We start from the raw sequence: 24,554 nt of genomic DNA on the forward strand, positions 1-24,554 counted from the left end.
CGATCCCCCCATAAGACACGTCGCTAACGACGTCGTTAAACACGTGTCTTAGGCCATTAAGGCATTATGCGGCAGGCGGTGCCAATCGGGCGGTTACGGTGCAACATCGCGATCCCCCCATAAGACACGTCGCTAACGACGTCGTTAAACACGTGTCTTAGGCCATTAAGGCATTATGCGGCAGGCGGTGCCAATCGGGCGGTTACGGTGCAACATCGCCTAGGGTATCATCGATGCCATTTTGTTTCTGCTTGGCATCCGCCTCCACTGGCGCAATTGGGCTCGTGCATTTCTCCAAGTCACCTGTACAGCGGACGAGAAAAGCGCGCTCGCTGTGATTGCGCACGAGTTCCCCTTGGAAGATGGACCGATGGCACTCGACCAGCGCGGTGTGGATGAGCTCCACCGGTATATGTTGGCGCTGGCCAAGCGAGCGAAGCCGTCGAACACGACAATTTCCATGGACGACTTCATAGGAGCGTTCATCGTCATCGTGTTTGTGGCGTCCCCAGCGATTCCTGCGGTTATTCCTTTTCTGCTCATAGATGACAATATCTTGCACTGCGCTCAAGCAACCTTTTGCTTGTGGCATTGCTCTTTGCAACGGGCAACGCGTGGGCACGATTTGCAGGTTCTCCTCCAGTGGCGGTCGGCTTGGCCATGACCATCTTGGGTCTGGCACTCGTCGCCGTCGCCGTGACAATGGGAGGATAACAGCGATACGCAACCCGTCGCCGGTGACGCGACGTGCCATACGACCCCCTGCTGACGTACAGTGTCGGTGGGCAGCGTCGAAATGCTAGTCCCTTACGATCTCCCAGTTCGCGTCCGGATTGAACGCTTTGATCGCTAAGGCGCGCTCCTCAGTCTTCGCCCCCAGATCCCGCTCATAGACGATGCCCGCATTGTTGACGACGAAGGTCTGCACGCCGGTTGCCCTGTACTTGGCCGGCCAGGCGATCAGCGCGAAGCCGCCCGTCATGTTGCCGTTGACGATGTAACTCTGCTCGCCCCCAATCACGTTGGCGCCCTGAGCTGTCAGGATACGATAGCGATAGCCGTAGTATCCCTCGCCGCGCTTGGCCTTGCCGAAGGCAGCCGTCTCGATCAAAGGACCGGCGGGACTCTCCTCATCAAAAACGCCGCGCTGCCAGTACAAGCCATCACGTTTGCCGGGAGTGCTGATCAGCCGCTGGGCATATTCATAGAGACCGTCGTCGTCTTCATCGATACGCGCGTACTCATATTGGGCGGCCACGTAGTCACGCATCGTCTGGATCGTTGCGAGCTCATTCTCGCCAACCCGGCGGTTGACGATTTCCTGAAGCCCGACCTCAGGATCGAATGCCCACTTGCCGTCTTTTCCCTGGGACAGGGGAAATGGTAACGGCCAGAGGGCGTCTCCTACGACAATGACCTTGCGCTTTCCCACATCCTGAAGGCTCAAATGGCGCGCTGCGCCCTCGCGCATCAGGCCGTAGCTTACCACAGCCTCGTTGCTGGACCGCAGCTTGGCAGCATTCAGGCCAAGGAGACTTGCCAGCCCATCAATATCGTTGGCGCTGAGCACTGCCTTGAGCCGCTCGAGAGCGGCCGAAGGGTTGTCGAACGAGGGTGCGGTGTCTGCAGCGAACTCCTGAAGGTTCGTCTGCAACTGCGCCGTGGAAGGATCTGGCAGGGCAAGGGAAACAGCCGCTCCGAGCATCACTGCTATCAATCTCAACTGTGGTCTCATGGTTCATCTCCGAAAATCTGAGGGGCTAGAAACCTACCGCCGCCCGCCGCCGCCGCCACCACGACCACCACCGCCGCCACGACCTCCGCCGCCGCCATGAGATATCGGCCGCGAACGTTGCTGCGCAGCTCGCGGCGCGCCGCGCTGCCCACCTCCCATGCTTTGCCCTCCTCGCTGGGAGGAAACCGCCTCGCGGCGCCCGGACTGCACGTTGCCGAGGGCGCTTGGTTGTCGCGGACGGTTGTCCGGACGGGCCGCCATCTTCGGTGCCCCTGCCTTCCTGTTGACATTCGCGGATGGCTTCGAGGGACGGTTGGCCGCATTTGCAGGTCGATTGGCCGTGCCTGGACGGGCATCGGGACGTGAGGCGCCGGGCCGGTTCGCGGCCACATTTCCCGCATTGGGCCGCGGATTTGCCTTCAGTCCCTCCACAGTGCCCTTGCGAATATCGCTAGCACGGGCTCCGGCATCCCTGCTGCCGGGTCCGCGGTTCGCCTGGCGATCGCTGACCTTGTTCTTGAGCTGGTTGCGGTTGTCGGCCTGTAGGCCGGACTTGATCGCCGAGCGATCGAGCTTGGCGAGCTGATCCTTTCCGATGCTCAGCTTGCTCCGGTCAACCTTGGACCAGTCGACGTCGTTCCACTTGACCTTGCCATTGAAGTTCCGGTCGTTGAAGCAGTTGTTGCAGTCAATATCGAGGTCGTTGCCCCAGCCGCCACCCCAGACGCCCCAATCATCCCAGTTGACGATGGCCGCCCACGCGACGCCCGTCACCGCGCCGGCGAAGAAAGCGGCGCCTGGATAGTAATAGCTATCGTAGTGATTGGGATAATAAGAGATCGGCTCTGCAACATATCCCGGTTGATAGAGCATTTCACGTAGTTCTCTCGCCGCAAGTGATACCAGCCGAGAAGCAGGTCATCGGCGCCGGCGAAGAAAGCGGCGCCTGGATAGTAATAGCTATCGTAGTGATTGGGATAATAAGAGATCGGCTCTGCAACATATCCCGGTTGATAGAGCATTTCCGGTGGGTACTGCGGAATGTAGACCTTTTCCGGATCGGTCGGACGAATGACGACATTCTCGTTTTCCACCACCACCGTGACCTTGTCGTCGGTTTTGATGACGTTTTTCGCCACCGCCTCGTCACGAAGCTGCTGGATGGCGATCATCAGATCGCTTTTTGTCTTCCTGGCAGTCGAGGTCCTCGCTCATCATCTTGACGATATCGGGATAATTGAGCAGCGAGATGACGCTTCCGTCCCAATCTTCCTTCGGCTTGAGATCGCTTTTTGTCTTCCTGGCCTCCAGAAACCGCTCGGCCTCGACGATCTGCAGGGGGAAAAGCGACGCCGCTGAGATCGCGGCAACGAGTTCGTCCGGATAGAGCGCTATGCGCGCCACAAGAACCGCTAGTTCGTCGTCGGAAAGCAGGCCGGTCTCCGCCTCGACCGCTGTCGGCGCGGAAACCGGCTTCGACGCGGGTACTGGCGTCTGCGAATAGGCCGGGGGACTAAGAACCGTCGAAAGGAGCGCCAACGCCGACAATACTGCGGACAGCCTGTAGGATCTTGCTTTCATCAAAAGTCGACCTCCTCGCATCGTTGCATCTGGGAAATCACATTGGCTTTGGATCTGGGCTTTGGGTCTGCAGTGCGATCTAGGGACGAGCCTCGGCAGGCCGAGTGAGGCAGACACGGGACTGCCAAATCTACCTCTCAACAACGTCTCTCCCTATGTTCAAAACGCGGTAGTCGGATGAAAACACTATACCACCGGACTGTCTGTGCGGCGTAACTTACGCGATGCTACGCGGCCTGCACACCGTCGCGGCAGGTCCCTCACGGACCGGCGGGACGTCAAACCGCAACGGTTTGCAGCGCTCAGAAAAAGCCACATGCCAAAAAAAGATCGGCCCCCAGGCAAAAGGCCAAAAATCGATGGTCCCTTCACCAAACTTCCGTAACTTACATGATGTTACGAGCAAACCGCGTGATAGCTGCTTAGTATTCCGTGAGGAACGTCGGGGATTTGTGCAACATCTCGATCAGCAGGAACATGTAGTTTCAGGAACGTATAGTCTTGGGCCTGATAACTATTACGTGCATCCGAAGTGGGGGCCGCTCGAAAGGCGTGGCACCGACTGAGCCGCGACATTGCGCGACTGCGTCACCTCTAGTCAGAAGACCATTGTCAGCGAATGTGCCTAAGCTCACAGAAAGGAAATTTCGATGACACAGGATTTGCACCCGGCAGCAATCGAACACCTCCCAGGGTTTATCACAGCGCCTGGGCAGACCGACTACCTCTTCGTCGGCGTTGTCATCTTCCTGCTCTTGTTTGTCCTGATCATCGGCAATCTTTACTTTCAGCTTCACGCGGTTCCAGAGCGCATGGCGCATCGGACAAGCAAGGTGCAGATGGAGATCGTGGCGGTGCTGGCGCTGATCTCGCTGTTCACGCACAACCATCTTTTCTGGATCGCCGGGCTGCTGCTCGCGTTCGTGCACATTCCCGACTTTTCGACACCGCTCTACTCGATCGCCCAGTCGCTCGGAAAGCTGTCGGGCCGCACCCTTGAAGAGAACGGCGACCCGGCCCTGCTTCCCGAAGAGTCGCCGAAGCCCGCCGGGGAAAGTTCGACCAGTGCTCCTCAGGGTGAAGGGATCTGACCATGTTCGAGTTGATGCTCTGCTCGCTTCTTACCATATTCCCCGACTATCTCTTTCGACGGTACGTTCAGGGAAAGCGGATTGGCCACGAGATTAACCTTTACACCATGTGGTACGAGCTGCGTTGGGGCATATCGGCCTGCCTCATGCTCACCATTTCATTGATCACGATGATCTTCTACTTCCACCCCTCGACCAGCAGCGTGACGGCCATTTTCCGCACGGTGACGATCCTACCGGAAACGGTCGGACGCGTCGATGAAGTCTATGTCGGAATTAACGACAAGGTTGCCGCCGGTGCGCCGCTGTTCCGGCTGGATGACGCACAACAGAAAGCTGCCGTGGAGACGGCACGGCGGCAGATCGCGCAACTCGAGGCTGAAGCCAGGGTGACCGAAACCGAACTGGCGACGGCGGATGGGCAAATCCAGGAGGCGCAAGGCGCCCTTCAGGTGGCTATCGACGAATACGAGATGAAGGCACAGCTCCTGACGAGAGATGCCGTTGCACGGCGCGAAGTCGATCGCCTGGCCAACACCATCGAGACCCGCAAGGGTTCGCTGGCGGCCGCCGTCGCCAAGAAAGAGACCCTCGCAGCCAAGATCAAGGTCTTGCTGCCGGCACAGAAGGCAAGCGCCGAAGCCGCCTTGGCGCAGGCGCAGGTGGAATTGGACAAGACGCTCGTGCGGGCCGGCATCTCCGGTACGGTGCAGCAGTTCACGCTGCGGCCGGGTGACGTCGTCAACACGATGATCCGGCCAGCGGGTATCCTGGTACCGACGCAAGCGGGCCGGGGAACGCTGATCGCGGGCTTCGGCCAGATCGAAGCGCAAGTGATCAAGCGCGGGATGATCGCCGAAGCAACCTGCATCGGAAGGCCGTTCACCATCATTCCGCTTGTTGTGACCGAAGTACAGGATGTGATCGCGGCCGGGCAACTGCGTCCGACCGATCAGCTAATCGACGTGCAGCAAATAGCCCGACCTGGGACCCTGACGGTGTTCCTGCAACCGCTCTTCGAGGGCGGACTGGACAAAATCCCGCCAGGCAGCAGCTGCATCGCAAATGCCTATACCAACAATCATGACGTGCTTGCCGATCCCAATATCGGCACGGTGCGCTGGGTGTTCCTGCACGTCGTCGACACGGTCGGACTCGTGCACGCGATGATTCTTCGGATGCAGGCGATGCTGCTTCCTGTGCAGACACTGGTCCTCTCAGGACACTAGGCCGCGCCAGGCGGAACGTCGCCGGGTTTGCATGCGTAGGTAGGCCTCAAGGCCGGGAAAGCGATCCGAACACATCTGGCCGCCTGGAGCATATCAGGCGGCCAATGTGATCGGTTTGGGAGATTTGATTGTTGATCGCGGGTTTCGACGACAGACACTTGCGAGGTCGCGGACACTCCGTTTACCATTTGGAAAATGGTGCTGCGTGCTTCTGGCTTCACGCTGCGACCGAGCTGCTTGAGAGGAGCATGGAGTGCGACCCGATCTCACACGCATCACGCTTTCGGTGCTGTTCATCAGCGGCCTCATCGGTTTCAGTTTCCTGATCCTTTTGCCGTTCCTGCCGGCAATCTTGTGGGCCATGACATTGGTTATCGCCACATGGCCGCTTATGCTCTGGGTCCAGCGGCACCTCGGCAATCGCCGTGGTCCGGCTGTGTTTGTCATGACGCTGGTGCTTCTTTGCATCCTCATCGCGCCATTCTGGCTTGCCATTTCTACGATCGTCGAGAATCTCGATCAGATTACAGCTCTGGTGCACTCCGCCTTTTCAATGCGTCTGCCACCGCCTCCTGACTGGCTTACTCGCATTCCTCTCATCGGCGCGCGCATCGCCGATGCCTGGATTCGATTTTCAGCCTCCAACGTCTCCGAACTGGGGTCGAGGCTCGCTCCCTATGCTGGATCGACGGCGCGATGGTTCGCCACCGCCGCCGGCAGCGTTGGAGGCATGCTGTTGCATTTCGTACTGACCACTGCAATCGCCGCCGTTATGTACTCCGGCGGGGAGAAGGCAGCGGCCGCGGCCATCCGCTTTGGCCATCGCCTCGGTGGTGACCGAGGCGAAATGGCGATCGTTTTGGCTGGAAAGGCAATTCGCGGTGTCGCGCTCGGCGTCACTGTGACCGCCGTTGCACAAAGTGCCCTGGGTGGGATTGGTCTGTTGGCGGCAGGCATGCCCTATGCTGGAATGCTAACCGCGTTGATGTTCATGCTCTGCCTCGTACAGATCGGCCCAGCACTTGTCCTGGTGCCGGCAGTGATCTGGCTTTATTATACCGGCGAGACATTCTGGGGCACGGTTTTGCTCGTCTTCACCGTATTGGCAATGGCGCTGGATGGATTCCTGCGGCCGGTCCTTATCAAAAGAGGCGCGGATCTGCCGCTGCTGCTCATTTTGGCGGGTGTTATCGGCGGCCTGGTGGCATTCGGAATTCTCGGCATCTTCCTCGGTCCTGTTATTCTTGCGACCGCCTACACCTTGCTGGATGCCTGGATGGAAGAAGCGCCGACATCGGCAGAGACCGAAAACCCCGTTCAGCCAGACATAGCCCGCTGAGCCCGGCGGGCCGATCCGATAGGCATGGGATCCGCAGGGATCCGCTAAGCAGGATCTTGGAAGGTCACCGGCGGGCGACTAGGCGTAGCTTACACGATGAGATGTCGACTTAAGAACGGAATTACAAGTTAGATGAAAATAAGCCGAGTTCCTTTCTGACCAGGTATATGTTACAATCATTCGTGATTTCTCACACATCACACAAAGTGTAAATCTCTTTCTCAACCTAATCCTCACAAAAATAGAAGGATTATTACGATGTTGAGCACACCAGCAAAACTTATTTCAGGATTCGGCTACTTAAAATGCCGGAAAAAACATGCAGACGTTACATCAGCCTGGCACAATTCCGCGCGGCGATTCATAGTCACGACGGCTGTTTTTGTCATGGCCAGTTCGCCGTCCTGGTCCCAGAGTATGGATGCACCTCGGCAGTACAGCAAGGAATCGATGCAGCAGGCGCTGCAAACCAGAGATCATTACGATGTCTATGGTCTGCGTTTCGACAGCGGCAAATCAACGTTACGGCATGGCGGGGAAACGCTTCTCGATGACATAGCGACTACATTGAAGAACTTTCCCGACTGGGGCTTGAGAATTGTCGGCCACACCGACGCAAGCGGCAGCCCTGAGAGCAACAGAGACTTGTCCCTGCAGCGCGCCACTGCGATCAAGGCCGCCTTGGTCGACCGAGGGATCGAAGCCAGTCGGCTGAGCGAGGCAGGCGTTGGGGAGGACAGTCCGATAGCAGGTAATGAGACGAGTGGAGGAAAAGCGCTTAACCGTCGCGTCGAGCTCGTTCGTGTGACCGACTCGCCGGAAGCCAAGAAGCTGCTAAAGGCAATGTCTGACTATATGGCGGCACAGACGGCCCTGTCGTTCGCCTATGATGCCAATCTTCAGGTGATCACCAACAGTGATCAGAAACTGGGACTGGCCAGCTCAGGAACTGTGACCCTTGGTCGACCCGACAAGGTGCACACGACCCGCTCTGGAGGGTTTGTTGACACCGAGGCATTGTTCGACGGGAAAACGCTGACCCTCCTGGGAAAAGACGTGAACAAGTACACACAAGTCGAGACACCCGGCACGGTCGATCATCTGATCGACGAGTTGAAGGACAAGTTTGGATTGCCCCTTCCCGCGGCGGACCTCTTGATGACGAATGCATATGACGCACTTATGGAGGGGGTCTACGATTCGAAGGATCTGGGAAGCGGCGTCATCAATGGGACCGAGTGCGATTCGCTCGCCTTCCGGAAGGATGATGTGGACTTCCAGATTTGGGTCGCCCAAGGAGCGCAACCCTACCCGTGCCGCCTGGTCATTTCTTCCAAGCAGGTGAAAGGCGGCCCGGAATACAGCGTCCAGATCAGAGAATGGAAGTCAGGCAGTGACGTCAAGCTGGGCGATTTTACCTTTAACAACACAACAGGCGCTGAAAAGCTCGATATCAACGACCTTAAGGGCAAGCTCGGCGACCTGCCGGAGAATTTTGTGGTGGGAGAAGCAAAATGATGGGTTATAAACGCGTCGCAATAATGGCCTGCGTTTTGGCAGCCATTCTCTCTATCGGCGATATGGTACCGCAACAGTCATTTTCCTGGATTCCTCCCTTAGTCTCCCCGGCTGAGGCGAGGGTAGGACGGCCGCTGACGCCGGTCAGTGTCGCCGGCGTCGCTCGCCGAACGACGCGGCGCTGTGCAACTGGTGCCTATAATTGCTAGGTCCTCACAGAGGCCAGTTGAGATCCGACCACAGACCGGCCCACGTTTCCGCTGGGCCGGTGCTGCAGTCAAACGCTGACGGGGGATCGGATTGACCTGGGTTACCGTGTCTAATGTTCCTTGCCGTCGTAATCGGTTGCGTTCAAACCCTTCACGGTGACGGCTGCGACGAGACCTGTTAGGATGATGCCTGAAAAGCCGATCACCAATGCGAGCAGCCTCGCCGACAGGTGTTTGGGCGTGAAATCGCCATAGCCTATGGTGAGCCCGGTCACGAAGGTGAAATAAAGGGCTTCGTCAAGTCTCCAATCTTCAATGCGCCAAATCGCAACGCCACATCCGAGCATGACCGTGACAACGCCAGACAAGATTGGCCAGACCACACCGAGCTGCTCGATGAGAGCGGTAAAGAATAGGCGCCTCATTTGCTTGGAGCGCGCCCTATTGCTTGTTTCTGATAGCACAACTGTCCACCTTTCTTCGGTTCGGTATTAGGAGAGCCGTGAATGGCGAGACCGATAACGTCTCGGCCTTGTCCGGCGGCGGGCGTCGATGGGCGTTGCACGAGGCGTACGCTCGATACTCAATTTTTGATGTCTCAGGATGCGACGATGTTTAGAGACAACCAATAATAGCATCTCCCTTGCGCAAATTGTCGCAAAAATTAATTGACTGAGAGAACTGCGTGCTCATTTTCTGGCCTCCTCATTGTCGGAGGGATTGGACCGTCGCCGCTTGCGAACATAGATCGGACAATCAAACGTAACCGGCCCGTGCGGCCTGCCTTTGGCAAACTGAATATGTTCGATCTGGTTGTCGTCGGGCTTTCGATTCTGGCCGTCGACGATTTGGTACACAAGACCTGCAATAGTGCTAATCTGACGCCAGCGCCTTAGGTCGGCATACAGAGCATCGCGGCAGATTGCTATTGGAGGAGACAGTCGCATGGCAAAGAAGCTGCCTGAAGGCCTTCCGATCGAACATCCGGCCTGCCTGGCCGAAGTGACCTACCGTTTCGCATTCGACGGTGCGCACAAGGCATTGCCATCCGATCCAAACGCCGCCCGCCTGAGACTTGAGGCGGGCAATCGCGCCTTCGCCGAGCTTCTCGATCAGGTCGCCGCATCGAGACCCGCAAGACTGAGCATCGATATTGATCCCCATGATGTCGGACTTCTTCCTGGTCGCAGCACCGCACCCAAACAGCAACCGTTCGCAGCAATCGTCGGCTGCGCTGATGCCCGCGTTCCGGTCGAGTTGATCTTCTCCGAAGGACCCAACGACCTATTTGTCGTCAGGATCGCCGGAAATGGTCTGGGGGATGATGTCATGGGCAGTCTGAGCTATGCAATTGATCATCTCGCAAGCCTGCGGAGCATTGTCGTTCTCGGCCACAGCGAGTGTGGCGCCGTCTCGGCCGCAGTCGACGTCCATCTAGAACCCGCTCGGTATATGGAGATCATGTCGCAGAAGGACTTGCGGCAAATCGTGGACCGCACTCTGGTGGTCATACAGCTTGGCGCGACCTGGTTGGAGCGCGTTCATGGCGCCGAGGTCGTTCGAAGGTCGGGGTATCGGACGACACTGATCGAGGTGGCGATCGCGTTGAATGCCGCGCTTACCGCGCATGGCATGCGGCCGGGCCTCAACTTGGCTGACCGCAGCGACATCCATGTCGTATACGGCGTCTATGTGCTGGAGGAGCGGCTGGTTTGGTCGCCACGGCGCGACGGAACGGACTGGTTCGGCCTCGCGCCTGCGCCGCGGGACGCGAATGAATTCGTCGCGATATGCGATCTCTTGGTATCCTCGCCTCGGATTCGAGGGTTGCTCGACCCGCCTTGACGGGGCTCGTATGCTTGGAACCAAGGTGCGCCGGCAACGCACGAGGCTCGATATTTTCGCCTAACCATGTCACTTTCGATTGCAGCGCGAGAAAAAAGATAGGCCCGCCGCCATAGCGGCGGGAACACGACGCACGGTTTCTTGCTTACGGCGGCGTTGCGTGCGTTGAAAACTTCAGCCTCCATCGGTACACCAAACGGCCGTATTGCACTTGAACCGGATGAAGCGGAATCTGTCCTTTGCGTTCGCGGACCCCAAGCGGAGAAGGGGCGGAGGGAACCACTCGACCGCCACCGGGCATGCGACGAAACCACGGGAGACATTCTGACGACGCTCTTTTGCAAGGTGAGTGATGGCGGGCATTGAAGTGCCCGATTGGATCGAGCCAAGGGGACTGGACCACATGCGCTGGAATAAGCTGTACGCGCTCAAGAGTTACATGCGATCCTCGCTGTGGATCGTGCCTTTCTTCGCGCTCGTCCTTCAGCAGCTCTTTTTTCGCACCGCTCTTGCACTCGAGGAGTGGACGCGGTGGGTTCCGCTTTGGCCTCTCGGCACCGAAGGAACGCTGGCCGCGTTGCAGGCCATCATCAGTCTGGCGCTTTCCTTCATTGTCTTTACATTCGGCTCGCTGCTTGTCGCCATCCAGATCGCAAGCGGTCAGCTTACGCCCCGGATCATCGCGACCACACTGCTGCGAGATAACGTTATCCGCTTCACGGTGGGGTTGTTCATATTCACGCTGCTCTTTGCTATCGCCGCGATAAGTCGCGTGAACGCATCCGGCCCGTCGTTTATCGTGTGGCTTTCAGGGATTCTTGGCGTGCTGTCCCTTGCGGCCTTCCTTTATTTCATCGACTACTCCGCTCGTCTCCTCAGGCCCGTTAGCATCATCTATCGCGTCGCCGAGCAAGGCTTCGAGGTGCTCAATCTCGTCTACCCCAATCGCCTGGCGGTGGAGGTCCCGGCGCCGGATCAACCGAGGCCGACGTATGGCACGCCGGATCGCATCGTCGCCCATCCCTACTCCTCGGCCATCATTCTTGCGATCGACGTAAAGGCCCTGACGGCGCAAGCGCAGAAGGCGAACGGCATCATCGAGTTTGTTGCCCGCGTCGGTGACTTTGTATCACAGCGACAACCGCTATTTCGCCTGTACGGTGGCGCCGCCGCAATCGCCGACAACGACCTTCGCGACACGGTGGCGTTCGGGCGCGAGCGAACGATCGAGCAGGATCCCACGTTCGCGTTCAGGGTCATCGTCGACATCGCGGCCAAGGCCCTCTCGAAGGCGATAAACGACCCGACAACCGCCGTCCTGGCAATCGATCAGCTGCAGCGGCTGCTACGCAGTGTCGGGCGCCGCGAATTGGGGAGTGCATACGTATGCGACGCCCAACGATGCTTGCGCGTCGTGTTGCCGGTACCAGATTGGGAGGACTTCGTTCAGCTCACATGCCGTGAAATCCGGATTTATGGAGCGGAAAACCTTCAGATCGCCCGACGGCTCCGCGCGATGATAGACAACCTTGAAGTGACGCTCCCCGAATGCCGGAAGACGGCATTGCGGCTGGAGCGGGATCTGCTCGACCGGACGATCGAAAAGGTCTACCTCCTGCCAGAAGATGCAGCGCTTGCGCGCATCGCAGACACACAGGGGCTAGGCGGTTCGGCGTAGTATTGTGGAAGGGTGAAATACCTCGAGAGGTTATGTCGTCTTCCCTGCAGGCATCGGGCAGGACGAGAACCGTAGAATCGTGCTTTAGCTGAAATTAGCTCGCAACCCACCGACGCGTCCGTGAAGCGCATCCACGAAAATCGCCTTTCTGAGGAGAAGTGTCCCCCAACGCTGATCGCTTCGCTCGTCAGCGCCAACGTCGTCATGCCCTCCACATTCACATTGCGAATACCTCACAGCCATCGCTAGCTGTAAGGGCAGTACGAGGTTTGGGGTAAGCGTATTCCTTAGAAGTTTCGCTGAAGACGCAGGAACCCCTCAAGCTGATCATCATCGGCATCGTCTGAATCGTAGTACTGCGTGCTCAGTTTTGCCGCAAAGTTTTCGGCGATCTGGTAGTCGATGGTTATACCTCCGGTCCAGGCGTCGCCTCCGCTAAATCCATCGCCATTGGCGTCCAGATCAATCGCATGGAAATACTGAAAGCCTGGGGTGAACGACCACCTGTCGGTTGCCTCCCAGACGTATTGCGTTCCGACAGTCCATTCGGAGTCTTCGTAGTAGTAGTTGGCCCCACTGGCCCAAACTCCGTAGAGCCCGAGTTGACCGGGTCCGACGTCGGCGTAAGCGATGACGCGTATGGCTATCTCTTCAGTGTCGGTGTCATAGCCGCCAAGGAGATAGCCACTGTAGCCGCCAGACTTGCCAGAGATTTGCGCGGCGATACCGATATCGTTGGGTCCTTCGCCGGGCTTTGTCTCATACTCGTCTTCCAACTCGTCCACTGAGACACCGGCCGCGAAATTGTCCGTCTCGTACTGGTAGCGGATGGAGTTGTGTTTCGTTTCGTTGCTTGCGACTGTATCGGTTTCGCCACTTGGATCGTCGTCCCACCAGCTATATTGCATTCCAAATCGGAAACCGGCGATGTCTATGAAGCCCTCGTCCAGGAAGACCACGTTGTCGGACGCACTGCCGGCCTCGCCGCGATAGGTGAGCCAGCCCGTCAGGGTTCCCCACTCGGTCTCGCTCTTGGAAATGAAGCTAACCTGGGCGCGCTGCCAGAAGGTCCAATCCGACGACCCTACCTCATCGCGGCCAAAGCGCGTCTCGAAGCGAAGATACCCGCCGATATGCAGGCAGGTTTCAGTGCCGGGGATGTAAAAGTAGGTCGTCCCGTACGCGTCGCAGACGCGAACATATTCTGCGGGTTCTGGCTCAGCGGCGACGATCGCATCAGCTGCCATCAATGGGGAGGATACGACAAGCAGCATTCCCGCACCCATAAACATTGGCCTGAGGTTCATGACTATTTCCCCGACGTTGCAATCACGACGCGTAAGCATTGTATTGTAAGTGGGATAGCACAAGTCGTTGCTTGGCCAGAGGCGCGGTTTACGCAGCATTGTGATCTAAATGAGACAGCCCAGCTTCGGTGCGCCTCCTTTTCAGATGGCCGAAACCCCATCAAAAATGCGGGCGGTCGCCAACGGCGCAGCGAGGAGTCCAGCTTCCACCAGGCAAGAGCCGATACTGAGACGACCCGCGAATTGGCAAATCGTTGACCTGCTTAGAGGCGTGAATCCTTGCTCGACGCCGCGTTAAGAACAAGGGGACCAAATAGCGTGAGACAAGCTCTTTCGATCTCTCTATCGCTGTCGACCGATCGGAAAGTACGACGAGCGTCTTCGCCTCCCTTCTCAACGCCAGGAAAGCGCTTGTTTCGTTTCTTCCGGGCCGATGACATCGTTTTTAGGATGACCAAAATACCGGCGAGGCCGGATGACCGTCAGAAGGTCACGTCTGTTGCCCCGAAGGCTTCCCAACAGCACCGACTTCATCGGTACCGATCAGGGGCTTTTGGCGCCTGCCTCAGTGTTCATCATTCCTTCACACGTTGCCGTCGGTTGCACGAAACTGACACCATCGCGAACTAGTGTAGGCTATGCTCCAGCTACTACGGTTTGCCGCACAGTGTCGGACAGAGGCCGTGATGAAGAGGATGCCCGCATACATACGGTCCGGGTTTGAGGTACGAAATGACCACCGATTTGTCAGGCGCAAGTGCTGTAGCCTCGCGTAACCTCTGTGGTACTACGGCGCATATCCGGTCGTTTCGCATTACTATTGGAGCCACCTAGACAACCAATGTTTCCTGCCGTGATCGGTTTCGATCGATTGGGTGCAGCACATCGGCGGTCTCGGTTCTGTCGCAACATAGTGGTTGCAGTCGTGGCCGCTTCAACGGGAGGATGGTAAATGATCAAGTTTAAGTCAATCATCAGCGCCATGGTGGCTGCTGCACTCCTCGCAGGCACTCCGACCTTGTCTTGGGGGACAGAGCAAGGACAGCAGCGCAAAGCCGCTCGTGACGTCAAACAGGACAGTCGGCAGGGTGCCCGGGATACAAAGCAGGCATGCCGCTCCGCAAACGACAAAAGCAATGCCGCATGCCGCCAGGATAAGCGGCAAACCAAGCAAACCGGACGTCAGACTGGCAGAGACATCAAATACTGAGCGATTTGGTTTGTGGCGCGGACCGGCCCCGTCTGGTTCCGAGGTTAGGACTTCAAGTCTTAACTTGGAATTCAGGTATATTCAGCGCGGTTGGACGGGGCCATGCCAATCTACAAACGGCCTGCGTTTGGAGTTCTGCCGACACTGTTTTTCTCAAATTATCACCGCGAATTGCACATCGCCATCACGGCACACAAAAGCGATTCACTCCGCACATCAAAGGGGGAATACCAATGAGAACCTTCGTGACACTCCTCGCGTCGATAGCTGCTATCCTTTCGTCTGCGATCGTAACCTACGCACAAAATCCCGTACCCAAGGCCAGTGATGTGCTTGCCAAATATGGTGAGGTTGAAGGTTGGACCGTTTATACAAATCAGACCCGCGGTGACTGCTTAATCGTTCGCGATTATGGTCTAGGTTCGGTGCAAATGGGAGTTACCCCCGCAGATCGTGAGGTGGGATATCTTGGAGTTTTCTCAAAGGCGGATATTGGGTTGAAGAATGGAGCCAAGTCTGAAGTCTTCGTCTCCATCGGAGGCAACCTCTATGGTGGTCTGGCCACCAGCACCCACGGCGAACTCAAAGGGGGGTACTCTGGCGGCTACATCACGACGGACAGCCCCAGTTTCAAGCGCGACGTAGCCAAGAAGTACGAGATGATCGTGTTTCCCGAAACCGCAGGAACCTTCGCGGTCGATCTGAAGGGCACATACAAGGCAATGGCAATGGGTCGTAAGTGCCTCAAGCATTGACGGCGAGGGTCCGCACCGGTTCCATGTCGAAATCGGTAGCAGCCGACGCTGCCGGACGGATCGAACTGATCAGTGCTCGATCGCTGTTTCCCGCCACGCCGAAACGTAGCCGGGGCGACACGAACGATGCACGGCTATGCGCCATCTCAAGCCGGTGTCGCGGCCATTGAACCAGTGTTCATCTGGCGAAGCTCCGTAATGAACTGTTGCGGCCTCAGCCAGATGCTCGGCGTCTTGTACCCCATGTGACGTGCAATCTCGCCTACCCAGTTGTTGCAATTATCGACCGACGCTTGCCAGAAATGGGAATTCGCTTGCTGTTTGCGAATGAAGGCCACGACATTATTGTATTCTGCGTCAGACAGCATCACGCGCCAGCTTGCGGACCTATACTGTTCTTCCAAATCACCGTCGGTTTGGCCGGTCGTAGCCGGAACCGGTATGACATGACCTAGTAGATAGGGTGCAGCATCCGGCGATGCCGGGGCGAGGCCCGCAACCTCGGGATCGATCGTATTTCCATTCGGGTCTACACTCCCAAAAACGACGTAGGTATGCCCATAAGTCAGCGCATAGCGCGATCGAAACTCGATGAAGTGGGCATAGGTTTGTGCCCGAGCCGGATCTGTGATCGGCAGTCCGCGGCTGTCGGTTGTGAAACTCGGTTGGGGACTTTTATCTTTGGTCTGGCATGAGAACAACGAAAATGCCAATAGGACAACAAGTAGGTGACCGCTTCGCCCGAGTGTCATGACTACGCTCCATTTGAGAGCCGAAGGTTAAAGCGGAGCTATACCGCCATGGTGTTGCATAGGAAACTTACAAACCGAGCCGACCTCGCGACACGAGAGCGGAGAAGAGCAATCGTCCTCCTGCAAATTCAGAGGCCGGCTTATTTGTAGCGTGCCTTTGCCCATCGTCCCGCAGGCACTTAAGTTGGCAACAGCAAGACATCAAACGATCACGAATAGAATTCTGCTCTTTAAGAGGCCGCCCTACCCTACGATCGGCGTCGCACCTTGTCGGTGACGAATCAGACATTAGGGGCTGCACATTCCGGAGACTAGTGCCGGAATGTCACACCTACCCGAATGTCCGCCAGCCGCGCGCGAAGCAACCGCCTCTGCTTGACGGCCATCCGCCGCCCCAAACGCGATACCGCTCGCGAAGCATCGTGCGGCATTCATCTGGTCCCACTGGAGTTGACGTTAATTTGAGCATGTTTGGCAGCGATCAAAGATCGCGCAGGGCCTAGCAGGGTCGAACAGGCAACCGTGGGCAGCTGGCATCGATCGTTTGTTTATCGACTAGCACGCACCATCACTCCAGACATTCGCTAATTTACATCACTCTAATACTATGTGTTAATATTTCTCGACATATACTTACCTTGAGCGGCTTCGTTACGTTGGGCGTATGCATGAAGCGTTACATAGCGGCAATACTCGAAGTAACCTTGCTGTCGCAATTCTTTGCTGCACGGTCAGCCTTGCTCTTATCCAAACAAACGAAGCGGACAGCACAGTTCTTTTCGCTCGCCACACTCGCAGCGACTTTGATGCCCATCGTTCTTGTGAAGGTACAGGACCGCGAGCGTTCCAACGTTGGCCCACATTGGAACTCACCCCCCTTTGACATTGCGTTGACGGCTAATGAAATTGCAACGTTGCTATGGCTAATGCGACGGGGAAAACAACGCTTCGCGCAAACCTCCGAAAGCATCGGGTCGATGTTCGATAAGGGAATAATCGTCCGTCCTTGGAGCGGCTGCCGCGGATGGATGGTGGTGGACAGAATTTGGAACAAGCGGGATCGCTTCATGTCAGCAAGGGAGATGCTGCCGACACCGGAGAGCTTTCCGCAGAACGGAATGTTCCTGTGACAAAGTGCGTCCAAATCTTCAGGGGCACGTTGCATGGCGGTTCGGCCGTCGATCGCGCCGGAACGGCTGTTGCGGGCGGTGCTGCCGCAAATGCTGTATTCGGGAGTTGTCACGTTATCGAGCGGTGATTGAACTATGCCCGCGGCTCTCTGACATCAGGTATCTGCGCCCGTCACAGCTTTCCAATGCGCTATTGCGCGGATGCGGTGAATGTGAGTTGCCATGGGATGAACCGCTGCAAGCTTCCGGCTGTCGGGAGTGCGGCCACGTCGGTTGTTGCGACCAGTCCGTAGGCAGGCACGCAACCAAACATTTCCGGAGCCCATCATTGAAGGCTACGGTCCCCCGGAAGCCTGGGGTTGATGTTTTCTTGACGAGCCTATTGTCGAACTGCCTGACCAGGCGCGCCCCAAGTCAGGCCCGGAAGCAGCTCTTGCGAACATGAGAGCGAAGCGGTTCCAGCGCGCCGCCGCGGGCGCCAAACTGAGCCGTCCACTCGTGTTCCGTCAATTCGAGCACCTTGGTCGGTAGACGTGCGAGCTTATGCATGACCTCCAACTGCCTCGCCGGTTCCAATCGGAGAAGGCGGCCTGCTGCGCGATCGCAGCGACCATCGCTGCCGGGTTCCGCATTGTCGCAAGTTCAATGATCTCATCGAGGTCGGCAACCAGCGAAGTGACGGTTTTCTCTGTCCTCTTTGCCGCCTGCGCCTTGAGTTCCACGACCCTACTCGCCACCTGAGCATTCCTTAGTAGCCGTGAAGCATTCACTTCGGCCACGTTGCCGGTGACACGGTAGACGCTGGAGTAGGCGTGCGAAGCCGGTCGGCCCTGCGCATGGCCGGGCGAATGCTTCCCATTTGCCGTTTGATAGCTATGCCATGGTGCAAATTATCACATCTTGCTGATGCTCGCCAACCTTGCGGCCTGATGATTTGGTTCGCGCTGCGGAGACCTGTCGGGGCGTGGAATGGGTTGGCCCCCATTTGCCACCTACCCGGACCTCCGGTTTTACCCTTGGTGAGGAGCTCCCGACGCTGGCGTGAGACCGCGTTGCCGCCGATACATTGCTGAGCAGCGCATCAACGGTCATAAAAACTTTAGCTTCCTCATGAGTAAGGCTTTGTGACGCCCTGCACGATGACCGAGAATACGACAACGCCAAATGCTGTGGCCAGTATGCCATCACGGAGCGGGAATGATGGCGGAAGGACAAGAGCCAGCGCGCTAATGCCAACGCTCCTCGCAGTCCGCCCCACCAGAGGACGTGTTGCTCGCGCAAAGGTATGGCCCATATCGAAGACGAAAAGACAAACATACCGGATAGACCGAAAGAGCGCGCCCCACGAGAACCAAGCCGACGGCGAGCACCATAGCCTCCGCATCGACCCGCATAAGAGGCGCGAGACTTAGGCCAATCAATAAAAAAATCAGGGAGTTTGCCAAGAATGCACCAAACTCCCACAAGCCGATCACGAAGGAACGAGCACCGGCGGAAAATACATTTCGGTTCTTATCTTCCCTAAGACCACCCACATTGCCCATAATCAGGCCGGTGGAGACAGTCGCAAGTACGCCCGAGAAATAGAAGTTTTCAGCAAGCAGAAATGCACCATAGGCAGCGACGGCAGTCACCGCAGCTTGCACCAAGTGGTCAGAAGTCCGCCCAGCTAGCATAACGGCTGCTGCGCCCCAGATAACGCCAACTAAAATACCTCCAGCCGTCATAACTGCCAAAGTGCTTGCCACAGTCACCATGCCCAGCCGCGAACTGCCAGTCGCCTGTGCCCAAGTGAGTGCAAGCGAAAACAAAACCGCCGCGACACCGTCATTGAAAAGGCTTTCGCTCTCGACCAAGAGGCGGAGACGGCCCTTGATGCCGGTGTCCTTGAACATGGCGACAACTGCGATCGGATCGGTTGCAGCAATCAGCACGCCAAAAACGACTGCGGACGCTGTCGGCCAAGCCAACAGTTTCACCATGCCTGCCGCGACGACAACCGCTGTAATGACCACATCGAGTATTGAGAGCATGACAACCGGCAACATGTCGTGCCGAAGCTCGCGCCAGCGGATGCTCAGCGCGGCTTCAAACAGCAGGGGAGGAAGCGGTCGGTATTATCCGGTGCGTGTCGCCGATTGTTAGTTCAGGATAGAGCCAGACATTTCGGGCGCACCACCCCGTTGACGGGCGTGTGTCATATGCCCGGCTATTGGTGTCCGAAAACATCCACCCGGGGCTGGAGGCGCGCCTGACTACAAACCTTAATATTTGATGTCTCGTCCTGTTTGACGCCCTGTTTGCTTGGTGTCGCGCTTGTCCTGCCGGCACCCAGCGTTGCTTTGGTCATTGGCCGCACGGCAGTCCTGCTTTGTATCCCGCGCGCCCTGCCGGGTGTCCTGGCGGACATCCCGCGCAGCCTTGCGCTGCTGTCCCTGCTCTGTTGCAAAGGACATAGCTGGCATGCCCAGGAGGAATATCGCAGCCACCGAGGCGGCGGTGAAAGACTTGAGTCCGAACATGGTCCGTCTCCCGTTAAGAGGCCATAACCATAGCCTCAATGCTCTCAGTGGCGGCGTGAATGCCGCCACCGTCACAGGTTCTGCTACATTTTAGAGACCGCCTCCATGGCGTCCGCCAGCGTAGAGCTGGTGTTGCTCTTGCAATAGGCGGCGACCTTCTCGGCGTTGGCGTGGGCCTTATCGCCATCGATCATGGCGCTGCCAGCTTTGCCGTGAACGTAACCGTTCACCCACATAGCCACGCCGATGGTTTTGGCGGCAGGCATGTCACCCACTTCCTTGCAGGTGACCTTTGACATGTCCACTTCCGCGGCCAATGCCTGGCCTGCCAAGCCAAGACCTGCAATTGCTACTGCGATTGAAACAAGGCGCATCATTGTCGTCCTCCCAAACAGCCTCGCCCCTTGAGCAAGGGTTCGTGTGTGCAGTGTTATGTCTGGAAACCACAAGGGCCGCGGTCAACTCTGACGGTGGCAGCTCGTAAGTTAGCAACAACTAATAATAGCACGATGCGTTGAGGGATACACTTAGTTTTATGGAGTTTACGGAGAACGACATTTCTCCCGGGTCAGCCATCCATCTGGAACGGTTCACCTGAAAGGAAAACGCAATGTTCAACCTCCCCACAACCGCCGCCACGACCTCAGGTGCCGAAAGGAAGCATTGTCTGGACGACGACTGAACCGCACCGCATTTGCCGGAGGCGAAGCGAACGGCCAGTTCGCGCAGCGACGGTTCGGTCTGATCCAGCGCCATGTCGATGATCCGGCTGCGGACATCGTCGGGAATACGGTTCCACACCCGCGATGGCGCAGAGTGCTAATCCTCAAGTCCTTCGGCACCATGGATCAGGAACCGTTCATACCACCGGTAGAACGTCGATCGTGGAATGCCGAGCTTGTCCAGCGTCTGCTTCACTGGCAGATGCGATTGCTCGACGATCCGGATGATCTCAAGCTTCTCGGAGGCGGGATATCTCATTCCTCGTCGCCCCCATGCCCGATCATGCTTTTTTTTGGGAAGCCGCAATTCAAGCGCCTCGGCGACGACCTCCTTCAGATCGCGCGTCTCGCGGCGCAGAACCTTCACCTCGTCGGAGGTTGCTGCACGCGCTGTGTCCCCACCAGTCGCTTCTTGCCCGCTTCGAGAAATTCCTTTGACCAACTGTAGTAAAGGCTCTCGGCAATGCCTTCGCGGCGGCACAGTGCAGCGATACTCTCCTCGCCACGCAGGCCTTCTAACACAATGCGGATTTTGTCCTCGGCCGAGTGGTGCTTGCGCGTCGCACGGCGGATATCGTTGATGACTTGTTCGGCTGCAGGTTTCGGAGCCCGGCTTTCTGTTTCATCTTCGCTTCCGTTGATCGAGCTACGATGGACCAGAAATCCTCTCTTCTCAGTTACATACGATCTGTCTCAAGGGCGCTGATCCGGGACAAAGACTCAGCTCGGCTTTGGTGCCGATGAGCTGTTCACTAGCGAAAGCGGCTCCTTGGCCGCTTCCGGTCAGAGCGAAATAAGGTTTGGTGGACGATGTCACTCCGGGAATGGTGCTCAATCTCAAAACGTGAGAGCATATCTGTACTAGCGGCAAAGTGCGCGACACAGCCAAAGTCTAGGTTTGCGAACCGCTAAGTGACGGTGGCGTGTGGAGCATTCTGGATGGGGCGTCGTATGAAACCATTTATCTCGGCCGCAGGGCTTTCTTTTTTTCTTCTCGCCGCCTGTTCGCACACCATACGAACATTCAAGCAAACACCGTCGTATTCGCCCGCGCAGCCGACAAGCACGCGGCTGACACAAGCCGTCCAAAGGCTTGGTGATCCTAGGGACGGTCGTTCCGGGGTCAGGCTGATCGGCAACGGAGAAGAAGCTCTGGCGGCGCGATTGGCGCTTGCAGCGGCCGCCGAACAGACAATCGATGCGCAGTATTACCTTCTGCACAATGATCCTACCGGAAAAATCTTTGCATGGAGCTTGCTGCAAGCCGCGGATCGGGGTGTGCGGGTGCGGCTATTGCTCGATGACATGGACACTAAGGGCTATGATGCCGTGACTGCGGCTCTGGACTCGCATAAAAACATCGAAATCCGGCTCTTTAACCCATTCTGGCGGGATCAGAGCCTTGTCGCGGCCGTCCTCACCGACTTCAAGCGGATCAACCGCCGGATGCATAACAAATCGATGACCGCCGATAATGCCATGTCGATCGTCGGTGGCCGCAATATCGGCGATGAGTATTTCCTGGCCAAGAGGGAATTGAACTATTCAGATCTCGATGTGCTGGTTGCTGGACCCGTTGTCGACGACGTCTCGACAAACTTTGATGAGTACTGGAATAGCAAGTTTGCAGTGCCTGCGCACGCCGTCGTTGGCGAACCACAGGGGTTCAGTCTCGACGAAGCGCGCGATCGCCTTGACGAGATCATCGGGCATGCCCGGGAGACCGAATATGCCAGCGTCGTGCGTGCGGCTGCGAAGCAGAATCTAACGCCATCGACGCTGAAGCTTTCGTGGGTTTCCGCCAAAATGTATTCGGACCCGCCTTCAAAAGCGGCCGGTGAAGACAACGAAGAAGAGATTCTTGCCTCCCAGCTGTCAAAGTATTTCGCCGATGCGGCATCAAAGATTGAGATCGTCTCCGCGTATTTCGTGCCAGGCAAACGCGGCACAGAGTGGTTGCGGGAACTTGAGGCGCGGGGCGTCGAGGTGTTGGTTGTAACCAATTCGCTGGCATCGAACGACGTGAAACCCGTCTATGCGCATTATGCAAAGGACCGGCGGGCCCTTCTGGAAGGTGGAGTCCACCTCTACGAACTTCGGCCTGACGCAGATCAAGAAGCGCGGCGCGGCGTCAATTGGGGTGAATCGCGATCGGGTCTGCATGCCAAGGCGTTTACCATCGACGATCGTTACCTGTTCGTCGGCTCGTTCAACTGGGACCCGCGGTCGGTGAACATCAATACGGAGATGGGCATTCTGATCGACTCGCCTGAATTTACCAGGAAGACGTCGAATGCCCTAAGAGGCGTTTTAAGAGAAGAAACCTTTGCCGTAAGGCTGGACAAGGACAAGCGGATCTCGTGGACGGAGACCGAGCCGGACGGGAGGCAGCGGATCTACTATTATGAGCCGACAGGTTCGCCCTGGGATCAATTCGTGGCGGGATTTTATGCGATTCTCCCTATCGGTTCGCAGCTCTGAGGTTTTCGCGACGCAACCAGCCTGACCGCCGCTCTGAAGTGACGTCTCTGTCCGCCACCTTTCGTAGCGAAACCGGAAAGATCCAGACCTAGCTATACTGTAGCGTTCGTCACGAGCGCCAAACAGGAAAATTGTATTCGACAACTGAAGCGATGGCGGATGGAGCAAAGCGGCAGCTTGGGGCTCAAAGCGGCGATCGGTGTCAGACCTGCGAGTCGATCGGCAGGAGTTTCACGAGGTCGGCGACGAACCGCCGGCGGAACCCCGTTTCGGGCTCGTCCCGGTAGCTCAGGATCTCGCCGTCCCGCACAGTCTCCCAGATGATTCTGCCATTCGGATCAAGGAAGACGCGGTAGCTGTTGGCGGGCGCGACGCCGGTTGCCATGTAGGCCGTCAGCCTCGCGGCAAGCTCCGGGCTCTCGATATAGAGGCCGGCTTCCGTATTGATCACGGCAGATCGGGGGTCGAGGTTGAAGCTGCCGATGAACACGGCCTTGCGGTCGAAGACCATGGCCTTGGTGTGCAATGCTGCCCGCGACCGGCCCGAGCGGAGCGACCAGTCACGCCAGAAGGCTTTGTCAGCCGTCTCGACCGAAAAACCGTGTTTCAACGGCGCACGGAAGGCGGACATGGCCAGCAACTCGTTGCCGCCAACGTCGACACACTGTTGATCGCGACCTCATGCAATGCCGATTTCAATCTTGCTCGATTGGAACGCTACCTGATCATGGCCAACCAAGCTGGGTGTAATCCGGTGATCATACTGACGAAGGCTGATACGGCCGACGATGCTGGCATATTCGAGGAGCAGGCCAAAGCTTTGCAACTCGACCTGCCCGTGGTTGTCTTGGATGCCCGCTCCGCCGACGCCGTTTCGCTGTTAAAAGGCCCTGGTGCGGCGTTGGCCAGACGGTGGCGCTGGTGGGATCCTCCGGCGTCGGAAAATCAACACTGGTCAATACCATGACGGGGACCGGGTCCGACACCAAGCAGAAAACCGGGACCACCCGCGAATACGACGCACAGGGCAGGCACACCACGACGGCACGATCGCTGCATGCCATTCCAGGCGGCGGCTGGGTTATTGATACGCCGGGAATAAGAACGCTCTACGTCAGTGATGTTTCCGACGGTATTGATACTCTTTTTGCTGAAATAACCGAGTTGGCACCGAATTGCCGATTTCGTGATTGCACCCATGCCCATGAACCGGGCTGCGCCGTTCAGGCAGCTCTTGCAAGCGGTGCGCTGGCCGCCGATCGCCTGGATCGCTGGCGGAGCCTGCTTGCCGAAAACCGCGAGCGGACTCCGGTGGTCAGCGGACCACGTGGCAACAAGATCGCCCGCAAGAAGAAATACTGAAGGCTTATCAGTTCGATACCGTGCTCCCGGGCGCAAGGCAAAATGCGACGCCTGCCGAATTGCCGGAACTCTTACCGCCGCCTTCGTC

General features: G+C 57.4%; 21 protein-coding genes and 5 pseudogenes. 13 read left to right on the forward strand and 13 right to left on the reverse strand.

Features of this window, described 5'->3' with window-relative positions:
- Nucleotides 1–202: 202 nt before the first annotated feature.
- The 4 genes and pseudogenes from ASC90_RS28765 to ASC90_RS12020 form a co-directional block, all read right to left on the reverse strand.
- Complete coding sequence (locus tag ASC90_RS28765) at nt 203–592, reverse strand: hypothetical protein (RefSeq protein WP_156392907.1); 390 nt, start codon at nt 590–592, stop codon at nt 203–205.
- Nucleotides 593–799: 207 nt separating this feature from the next.
- Nucleotides 800–1,735 carry a DUF2950 domain-containing protein gene (locus ASC90_RS12010; RefSeq protein WP_056540285.1) on the reverse strand — a complete coding sequence of 312 codons (936 nt, stop codon included), beginning with the start codon at nt 1,733–1,735 and terminating at the stop codon, nt 800–802.
- A 33-nt stretch (nt 1,736–1,768) separates the two neighbouring features.
- Nucleotides 1,769–2,611: pseudogene (locus tag ASC90_RS12015) on the reverse strand (DUF3300 domain-containing protein); the annotation flags it as partial.
- Nucleotides 2,612–2,664: 53 nt separating this feature from the next.
- Nucleotides 2,665–3,316: pseudogene (locus ASC90_RS12020) on the reverse strand (DUF3300 domain-containing protein); the annotation flags it as partial.
- A 650-nt stretch (nt 3,317–3,966) separates the two neighbouring features.
- On the opposite strand from ASC90_RS12020, the gene ASC90_RS12025 reads away from it, so the two are divergent.
- The 5 genes from ASC90_RS12025 to ASC90_RS29815 all read left to right on the forward strand — a co-directional run bounded on the left by ASC90_RS12025 (nt 3,967) and on the right by ASC90_RS29815 (nt 8,702).
- Nucleotides 3,967–4,407 carry a hypothetical protein gene (locus ASC90_RS12025; protein ID WP_056540288.1) on the forward strand — a complete coding sequence of 147 codons (441 nt, stop codon included), beginning with the start codon at nt 3,967–3,969 and terminating at the stop codon, nt 4,405–4,407.
- Between the two features lie 2 nt (nt 4,408–4,409).
- Entirely contained in the window at nt 4,410–5,636 is a 1,227-nt protein-coding gene (locus ASC90_RS12030) for a biotin/lipoyl-binding protein (RefSeq protein WP_056540291.1), read from the forward strand.
- Between the two features lie 253 nt (nt 5,637–5,889).
- Nucleotides 5,890–6,975: an AI-2E family transporter YdiK gene (gene ydiK, locus ASC90_RS12035; RefSeq protein ID WP_056540294.1), complete on the forward strand. Its 1,086-nt coding sequence runs from the start codon at nt 5,890–5,892 to the stop codon at nt 6,973–6,975.
- Nucleotides 6,976–7,362: 387 nt separating this feature from the next.
- Nucleotides 7,363–8,493, forward strand: a complete 1,131-nt coding sequence (locus ASC90_RS12040; protein ID WP_348270868.1) for a DUF2092 domain-containing protein — start codon at nt 7,363–7,365, stop codon at nt 8,491–8,493.
- Nucleotides 8,490–8,702, forward strand: a complete 213-nt coding sequence (locus ASC90_RS29815) for a hypothetical protein (protein WP_082519876.1) — start codon at nt 8,490–8,492, stop codon at nt 8,700–8,702. The genes ASC90_RS12040 and ASC90_RS29815 overlap by 4 nt, the downstream gene beginning before the upstream one ends.
- A 110-nt stretch (nt 8,703–8,812) precedes the next feature.
- On the opposite strand, the gene ASC90_RS12045 is transcribed toward ASC90_RS29815, so the two are convergent.
- A complete protein-coding gene (locus ASC90_RS12045; RefSeq protein ID WP_082519877.1) occupies nt 8,813–9,127 on the reverse strand; it encodes a potassium channel family protein in 315 nt (104 codons plus the stop codon).
- Between the two features lie 520 nt (nt 9,128–9,647).
- Here ASC90_RS12045 and ASC90_RS12050 point away from each other — a divergent pair.
- Nucleotides 9,648–10,547, forward strand: coding sequence for a carbonic anhydrase (locus tag ASC90_RS12050; protein ID WP_056540302.1), 900 nt, complete (start codon nt 9,648–9,650; stop codon nt 10,545–10,547).
- A gap of 403 nt (nt 10,548–10,950) precedes the next feature.
- Nucleotides 10,951–12,225, forward strand: coding sequence for a DUF2254 domain-containing protein (locus tag ASC90_RS12055; RefSeq protein ID WP_056540567.1), 1,275 nt, complete (start codon nt 10,951–10,953; stop codon nt 12,223–12,225).
- 287 nt (nt 12,226–12,512) lie between these two features.
- Here ASC90_RS12055 and ASC90_RS12060 read toward each other — a convergent pair whose 3' ends face one another.
- Nucleotides 12,513–13,517, reverse strand: a complete 1,005-nt coding sequence (locus ASC90_RS12060) for a porin (RefSeq protein WP_244480374.1) — start codon at nt 13,515–13,517, stop codon at nt 12,513–12,515.
- Between the two features lie 967 nt (nt 13,518–14,484).
- Here ASC90_RS12060 and ASC90_RS12065 point away from each other — a divergent pair.
- Together ASC90_RS12065 and ASC90_RS12070 are read left to right on the forward strand one after the other, a co-directional pair.
- On the forward strand, nt 14,485–14,742 hold the full coding sequence (locus tag ASC90_RS12065) for a hypothetical protein (RefSeq protein ID WP_056540309.1): 258 nt from the start codon (nt 14,485–14,487) through the stop codon (nt 14,740–14,742).
- Nucleotides 14,743–14,975: 233 nt separating this feature from the next.
- Entirely contained in the window at nt 14,976–15,497 is a 522-nt protein-coding gene (locus ASC90_RS12070) for a hypothetical protein (RefSeq protein WP_056540311.1), read from the forward strand.
- 146 nt (nt 15,498–15,643) lie between these two features.
- Here the strand turns inward: ASC90_RS12070 and ASC90_RS12075 are convergent, their stop codons facing one another.
- On the reverse strand, nt 15,644–16,249 hold the full coding sequence (locus ASC90_RS12075) for a hypothetical protein (protein WP_056540314.1): 606 nt from the start codon (nt 16,247–16,249) through the stop codon (nt 15,644–15,646).
- Between the two features lie 668 nt (nt 16,250–16,917).
- Here ASC90_RS12075 and ASC90_RS12080 point away from each other — a divergent pair.
- Nucleotides 16,918–17,379, forward strand: a complete 462-nt coding sequence (locus ASC90_RS12080) for a hypothetical protein (protein ID WP_056540317.1) — start codon at nt 16,918–16,920, stop codon at nt 17,377–17,379.
- A gap of 193 nt (nt 17,380–17,572) precedes the next feature.
- Nucleotides 17,573–17,802 (forward strand): annotated as a pseudogene (locus ASC90_RS29820) (hypothetical protein); the annotation flags it as partial.
- Here the strand turns inward: ASC90_RS29820 and ASC90_RS30265 are convergent.
- The 5 genes and pseudogenes from ASC90_RS30265 to ASC90_RS28770 form a co-directional block, all read right to left on the reverse strand.
- Entirely contained in the window at nt 17,794–17,928 is a 135-nt protein-coding gene (locus tag ASC90_RS30265; protein WP_280138323.1) for a hypothetical protein, read from the reverse strand. The pseudogene ASC90_RS29820 and the gene ASC90_RS30265 overlap by 9 nt on opposite strands.
- A gap of 677 nt (nt 17,929–18,605) precedes the next feature.
- Nucleotides 18,606–19,478, reverse strand: a complete 873-nt coding sequence (locus ASC90_RS12090) for a cation:proton antiporter (protein WP_082519878.1) — start codon at nt 19,476–19,478, stop codon at nt 18,606–18,608.
- A gap of 165 nt (nt 19,479–19,643) precedes the next feature.
- Entirely contained in the window at nt 19,644–19,901 is a 258-nt protein-coding gene (locus tag ASC90_RS12095) for a hypothetical protein (protein WP_056540325.1), read from the reverse strand.
- Between the two features lie 83 nt (nt 19,902–19,984).
- The gene (locus tag ASC90_RS12100) at nt 19,985–20,278 is read right to left on the reverse strand and encodes an HdeA/HdeB family chaperone (protein ID WP_056540328.1); all 294 of its coding nucleotides are present in this window, start codon (nt 20,276–20,278) and stop codon (nt 19,985–19,987) included.
- Nucleotides 20,279–20,606: 328 nt separating this feature from the next.
- Nucleotides 20,607–21,265, reverse strand: a pseudogene (locus tag ASC90_RS28770) (transposase); the annotation flags it as partial.
- Between the two features lie 297 nt (nt 21,266–21,562).
- Here ASC90_RS28770 and ASC90_RS12110 point away from each other — a divergent pair.
- A complete protein-coding gene (locus ASC90_RS12110) occupies nt 21,563–23,104 on the forward strand; it encodes a phospholipase D family protein (RefSeq protein WP_200950884.1) in 1,542 nt (513 codons plus the stop codon).
- A gap of 202 nt (nt 23,105–23,306) precedes the next feature.
- Here ASC90_RS12110 and ASC90_RS29825 read toward each other — a convergent pair whose 3' ends face one another.
- Entirely contained in the window at nt 23,307–23,735 is a 429-nt protein-coding gene (locus ASC90_RS29825; protein WP_348270867.1) for a phospholipase D-like domain-containing protein, read from the reverse strand.
- Here ASC90_RS29825 and rsgA point away from each other — a divergent pair.
- Nucleotides 23,688–24,466, forward strand: a pseudogene (gene rsgA, locus ASC90_RS12120) (ribosome small subunit-dependent GTPase A); the annotation flags it as partial. The gene ASC90_RS29825 and the pseudogene rsgA overlap by 48 nt on opposite strands.
- Nucleotides 24,467–24,554 lie beyond the last annotated feature (88 nt).

Origin of the sequence: Rhizobium sp. Root1220 (assembly GCF_001426265.1) — a bacterium.
Classification (GTDB): Bacteria; Pseudomonadota; Alphaproteobacteria; order Rhizobiales; family Rhizobiaceae; genus Rhizobium.

Excerpts from the sequence above, each read along its gene's own strand:
- ASC90_RS28765 (WP_156392907.1), bottom strand. The coding sequence starts at position 592 with ATGCCACAAGCAAAAGGTTGCTTGAGCGCAGTGCAAGATATTGTCATC.
- ASC90_RS12010 (WP_056540285.1), bottom strand. The coding sequence starts at position 1,735 with ATGAGACCACAGTTGAGATTGATAGCAGTGATGCTCGGAGCGGCTGTT.
- ASC90_RS12025 (WP_056540288.1), top strand. The coding sequence starts at position 3,967 with ATGACACAGGATTTGCACCCGGCAGCAATCGAACACCTCCCAGGGTTT.
- ASC90_RS12030 (WP_056540291.1), top strand. The coding sequence starts at position 4,410 with ATGTTCGAGTTGATGCTCTGCTCGCTTCTTACCATATTCCCCGACTAT.
- ASC90_RS12040 (WP_348270868.1), top strand. The coding sequence starts at position 7,363 with ATGGCCAGTTCGCCGTCCTGGTCCCAGAGTATGGATGCACCTCGGCAG.
- ASC90_RS29815 (WP_082519876.1), top strand. The coding sequence starts at position 8,490 with ATGATGGGTTATAAACGCGTCGCAATAATGGCCTGCGTTTTGGCAGCC.
- ASC90_RS12045 (WP_082519877.1), bottom strand. The coding sequence starts at position 9,127 with ATGAGGCGCCTATTCTTTACCGCTCTCATCGAGCAGCTCGGTGTGGTC.
- ASC90_RS12050 (WP_056540302.1), top strand. The coding sequence starts at position 9,648 with ATGGCAAAGAAGCTGCCTGAAGGCCTTCCGATCGAACATCCGGCCTGC.
- ASC90_RS12055 (WP_056540567.1), top strand. The coding sequence starts at position 10,951 with ATGCGCTGGAATAAGCTGTACGCGCTCAAGAGTTACATGCGATCCTCG.
- ASC90_RS12060 (WP_244480374.1), bottom strand. The coding sequence starts at position 13,517 with ATGTTTATGGGTGCGGGAATGCTGCTTGTCGTATCCTCCCCATTGATG.
- ASC90_RS12065 (WP_056540309.1), top strand. The coding sequence starts at position 14,485 with ATGATCAAGTTTAAGTCAATCATCAGCGCCATGGTGGCTGCTGCACTC.
- ASC90_RS12070 (WP_056540311.1), top strand. The coding sequence starts at position 14,976 with ATGAGAACCTTCGTGACACTCCTCGCGTCGATAGCTGCTATCCTTTCG.
- ASC90_RS12075 (WP_056540314.1), bottom strand. The coding sequence starts at position 16,249 with ATGACACTCGGGCGAAGCGGTCACCTACTTGTTGTCCTATTGGCATTT.
- ASC90_RS12080 (WP_056540317.1), top strand. The coding sequence starts at position 16,918 with ATGAAGCGTTACATAGCGGCAATACTCGAAGTAACCTTGCTGTCGCAA.
- ASC90_RS30265 (WP_280138323.1), bottom strand. The coding sequence starts at position 17,928 with ATGCATAAGCTCGCACGTCTACCGACCAAGGTGCTCGAATTGACGGAA.
- ASC90_RS12095 (WP_056540325.1), bottom strand. The coding sequence starts at position 19,901 with ATGTTCGGACTCAAGTCTTTCACCGCCGCCTCGGTGGCTGCGATATTC.
- ASC90_RS12100 (WP_056540328.1), bottom strand. The coding sequence starts at position 20,278 with ATGATGCGCCTTGTTTCAATCGCAGTAGCAATTGCAGGTCTTGGCTTG.
- ASC90_RS12110 (WP_200950884.1), top strand. The coding sequence starts at position 21,563 with ATGGGGCGTCGTATGAAACCATTTATCTCGGCCGCAGGGCTTTCTTTT.
- ASC90_RS29825 (WP_348270867.1), bottom strand. The coding sequence starts at position 23,735 with ATGTCCGCCTTCCGTGCGCCGTTGAAACACGGTTTTTCGGTCGAGACG.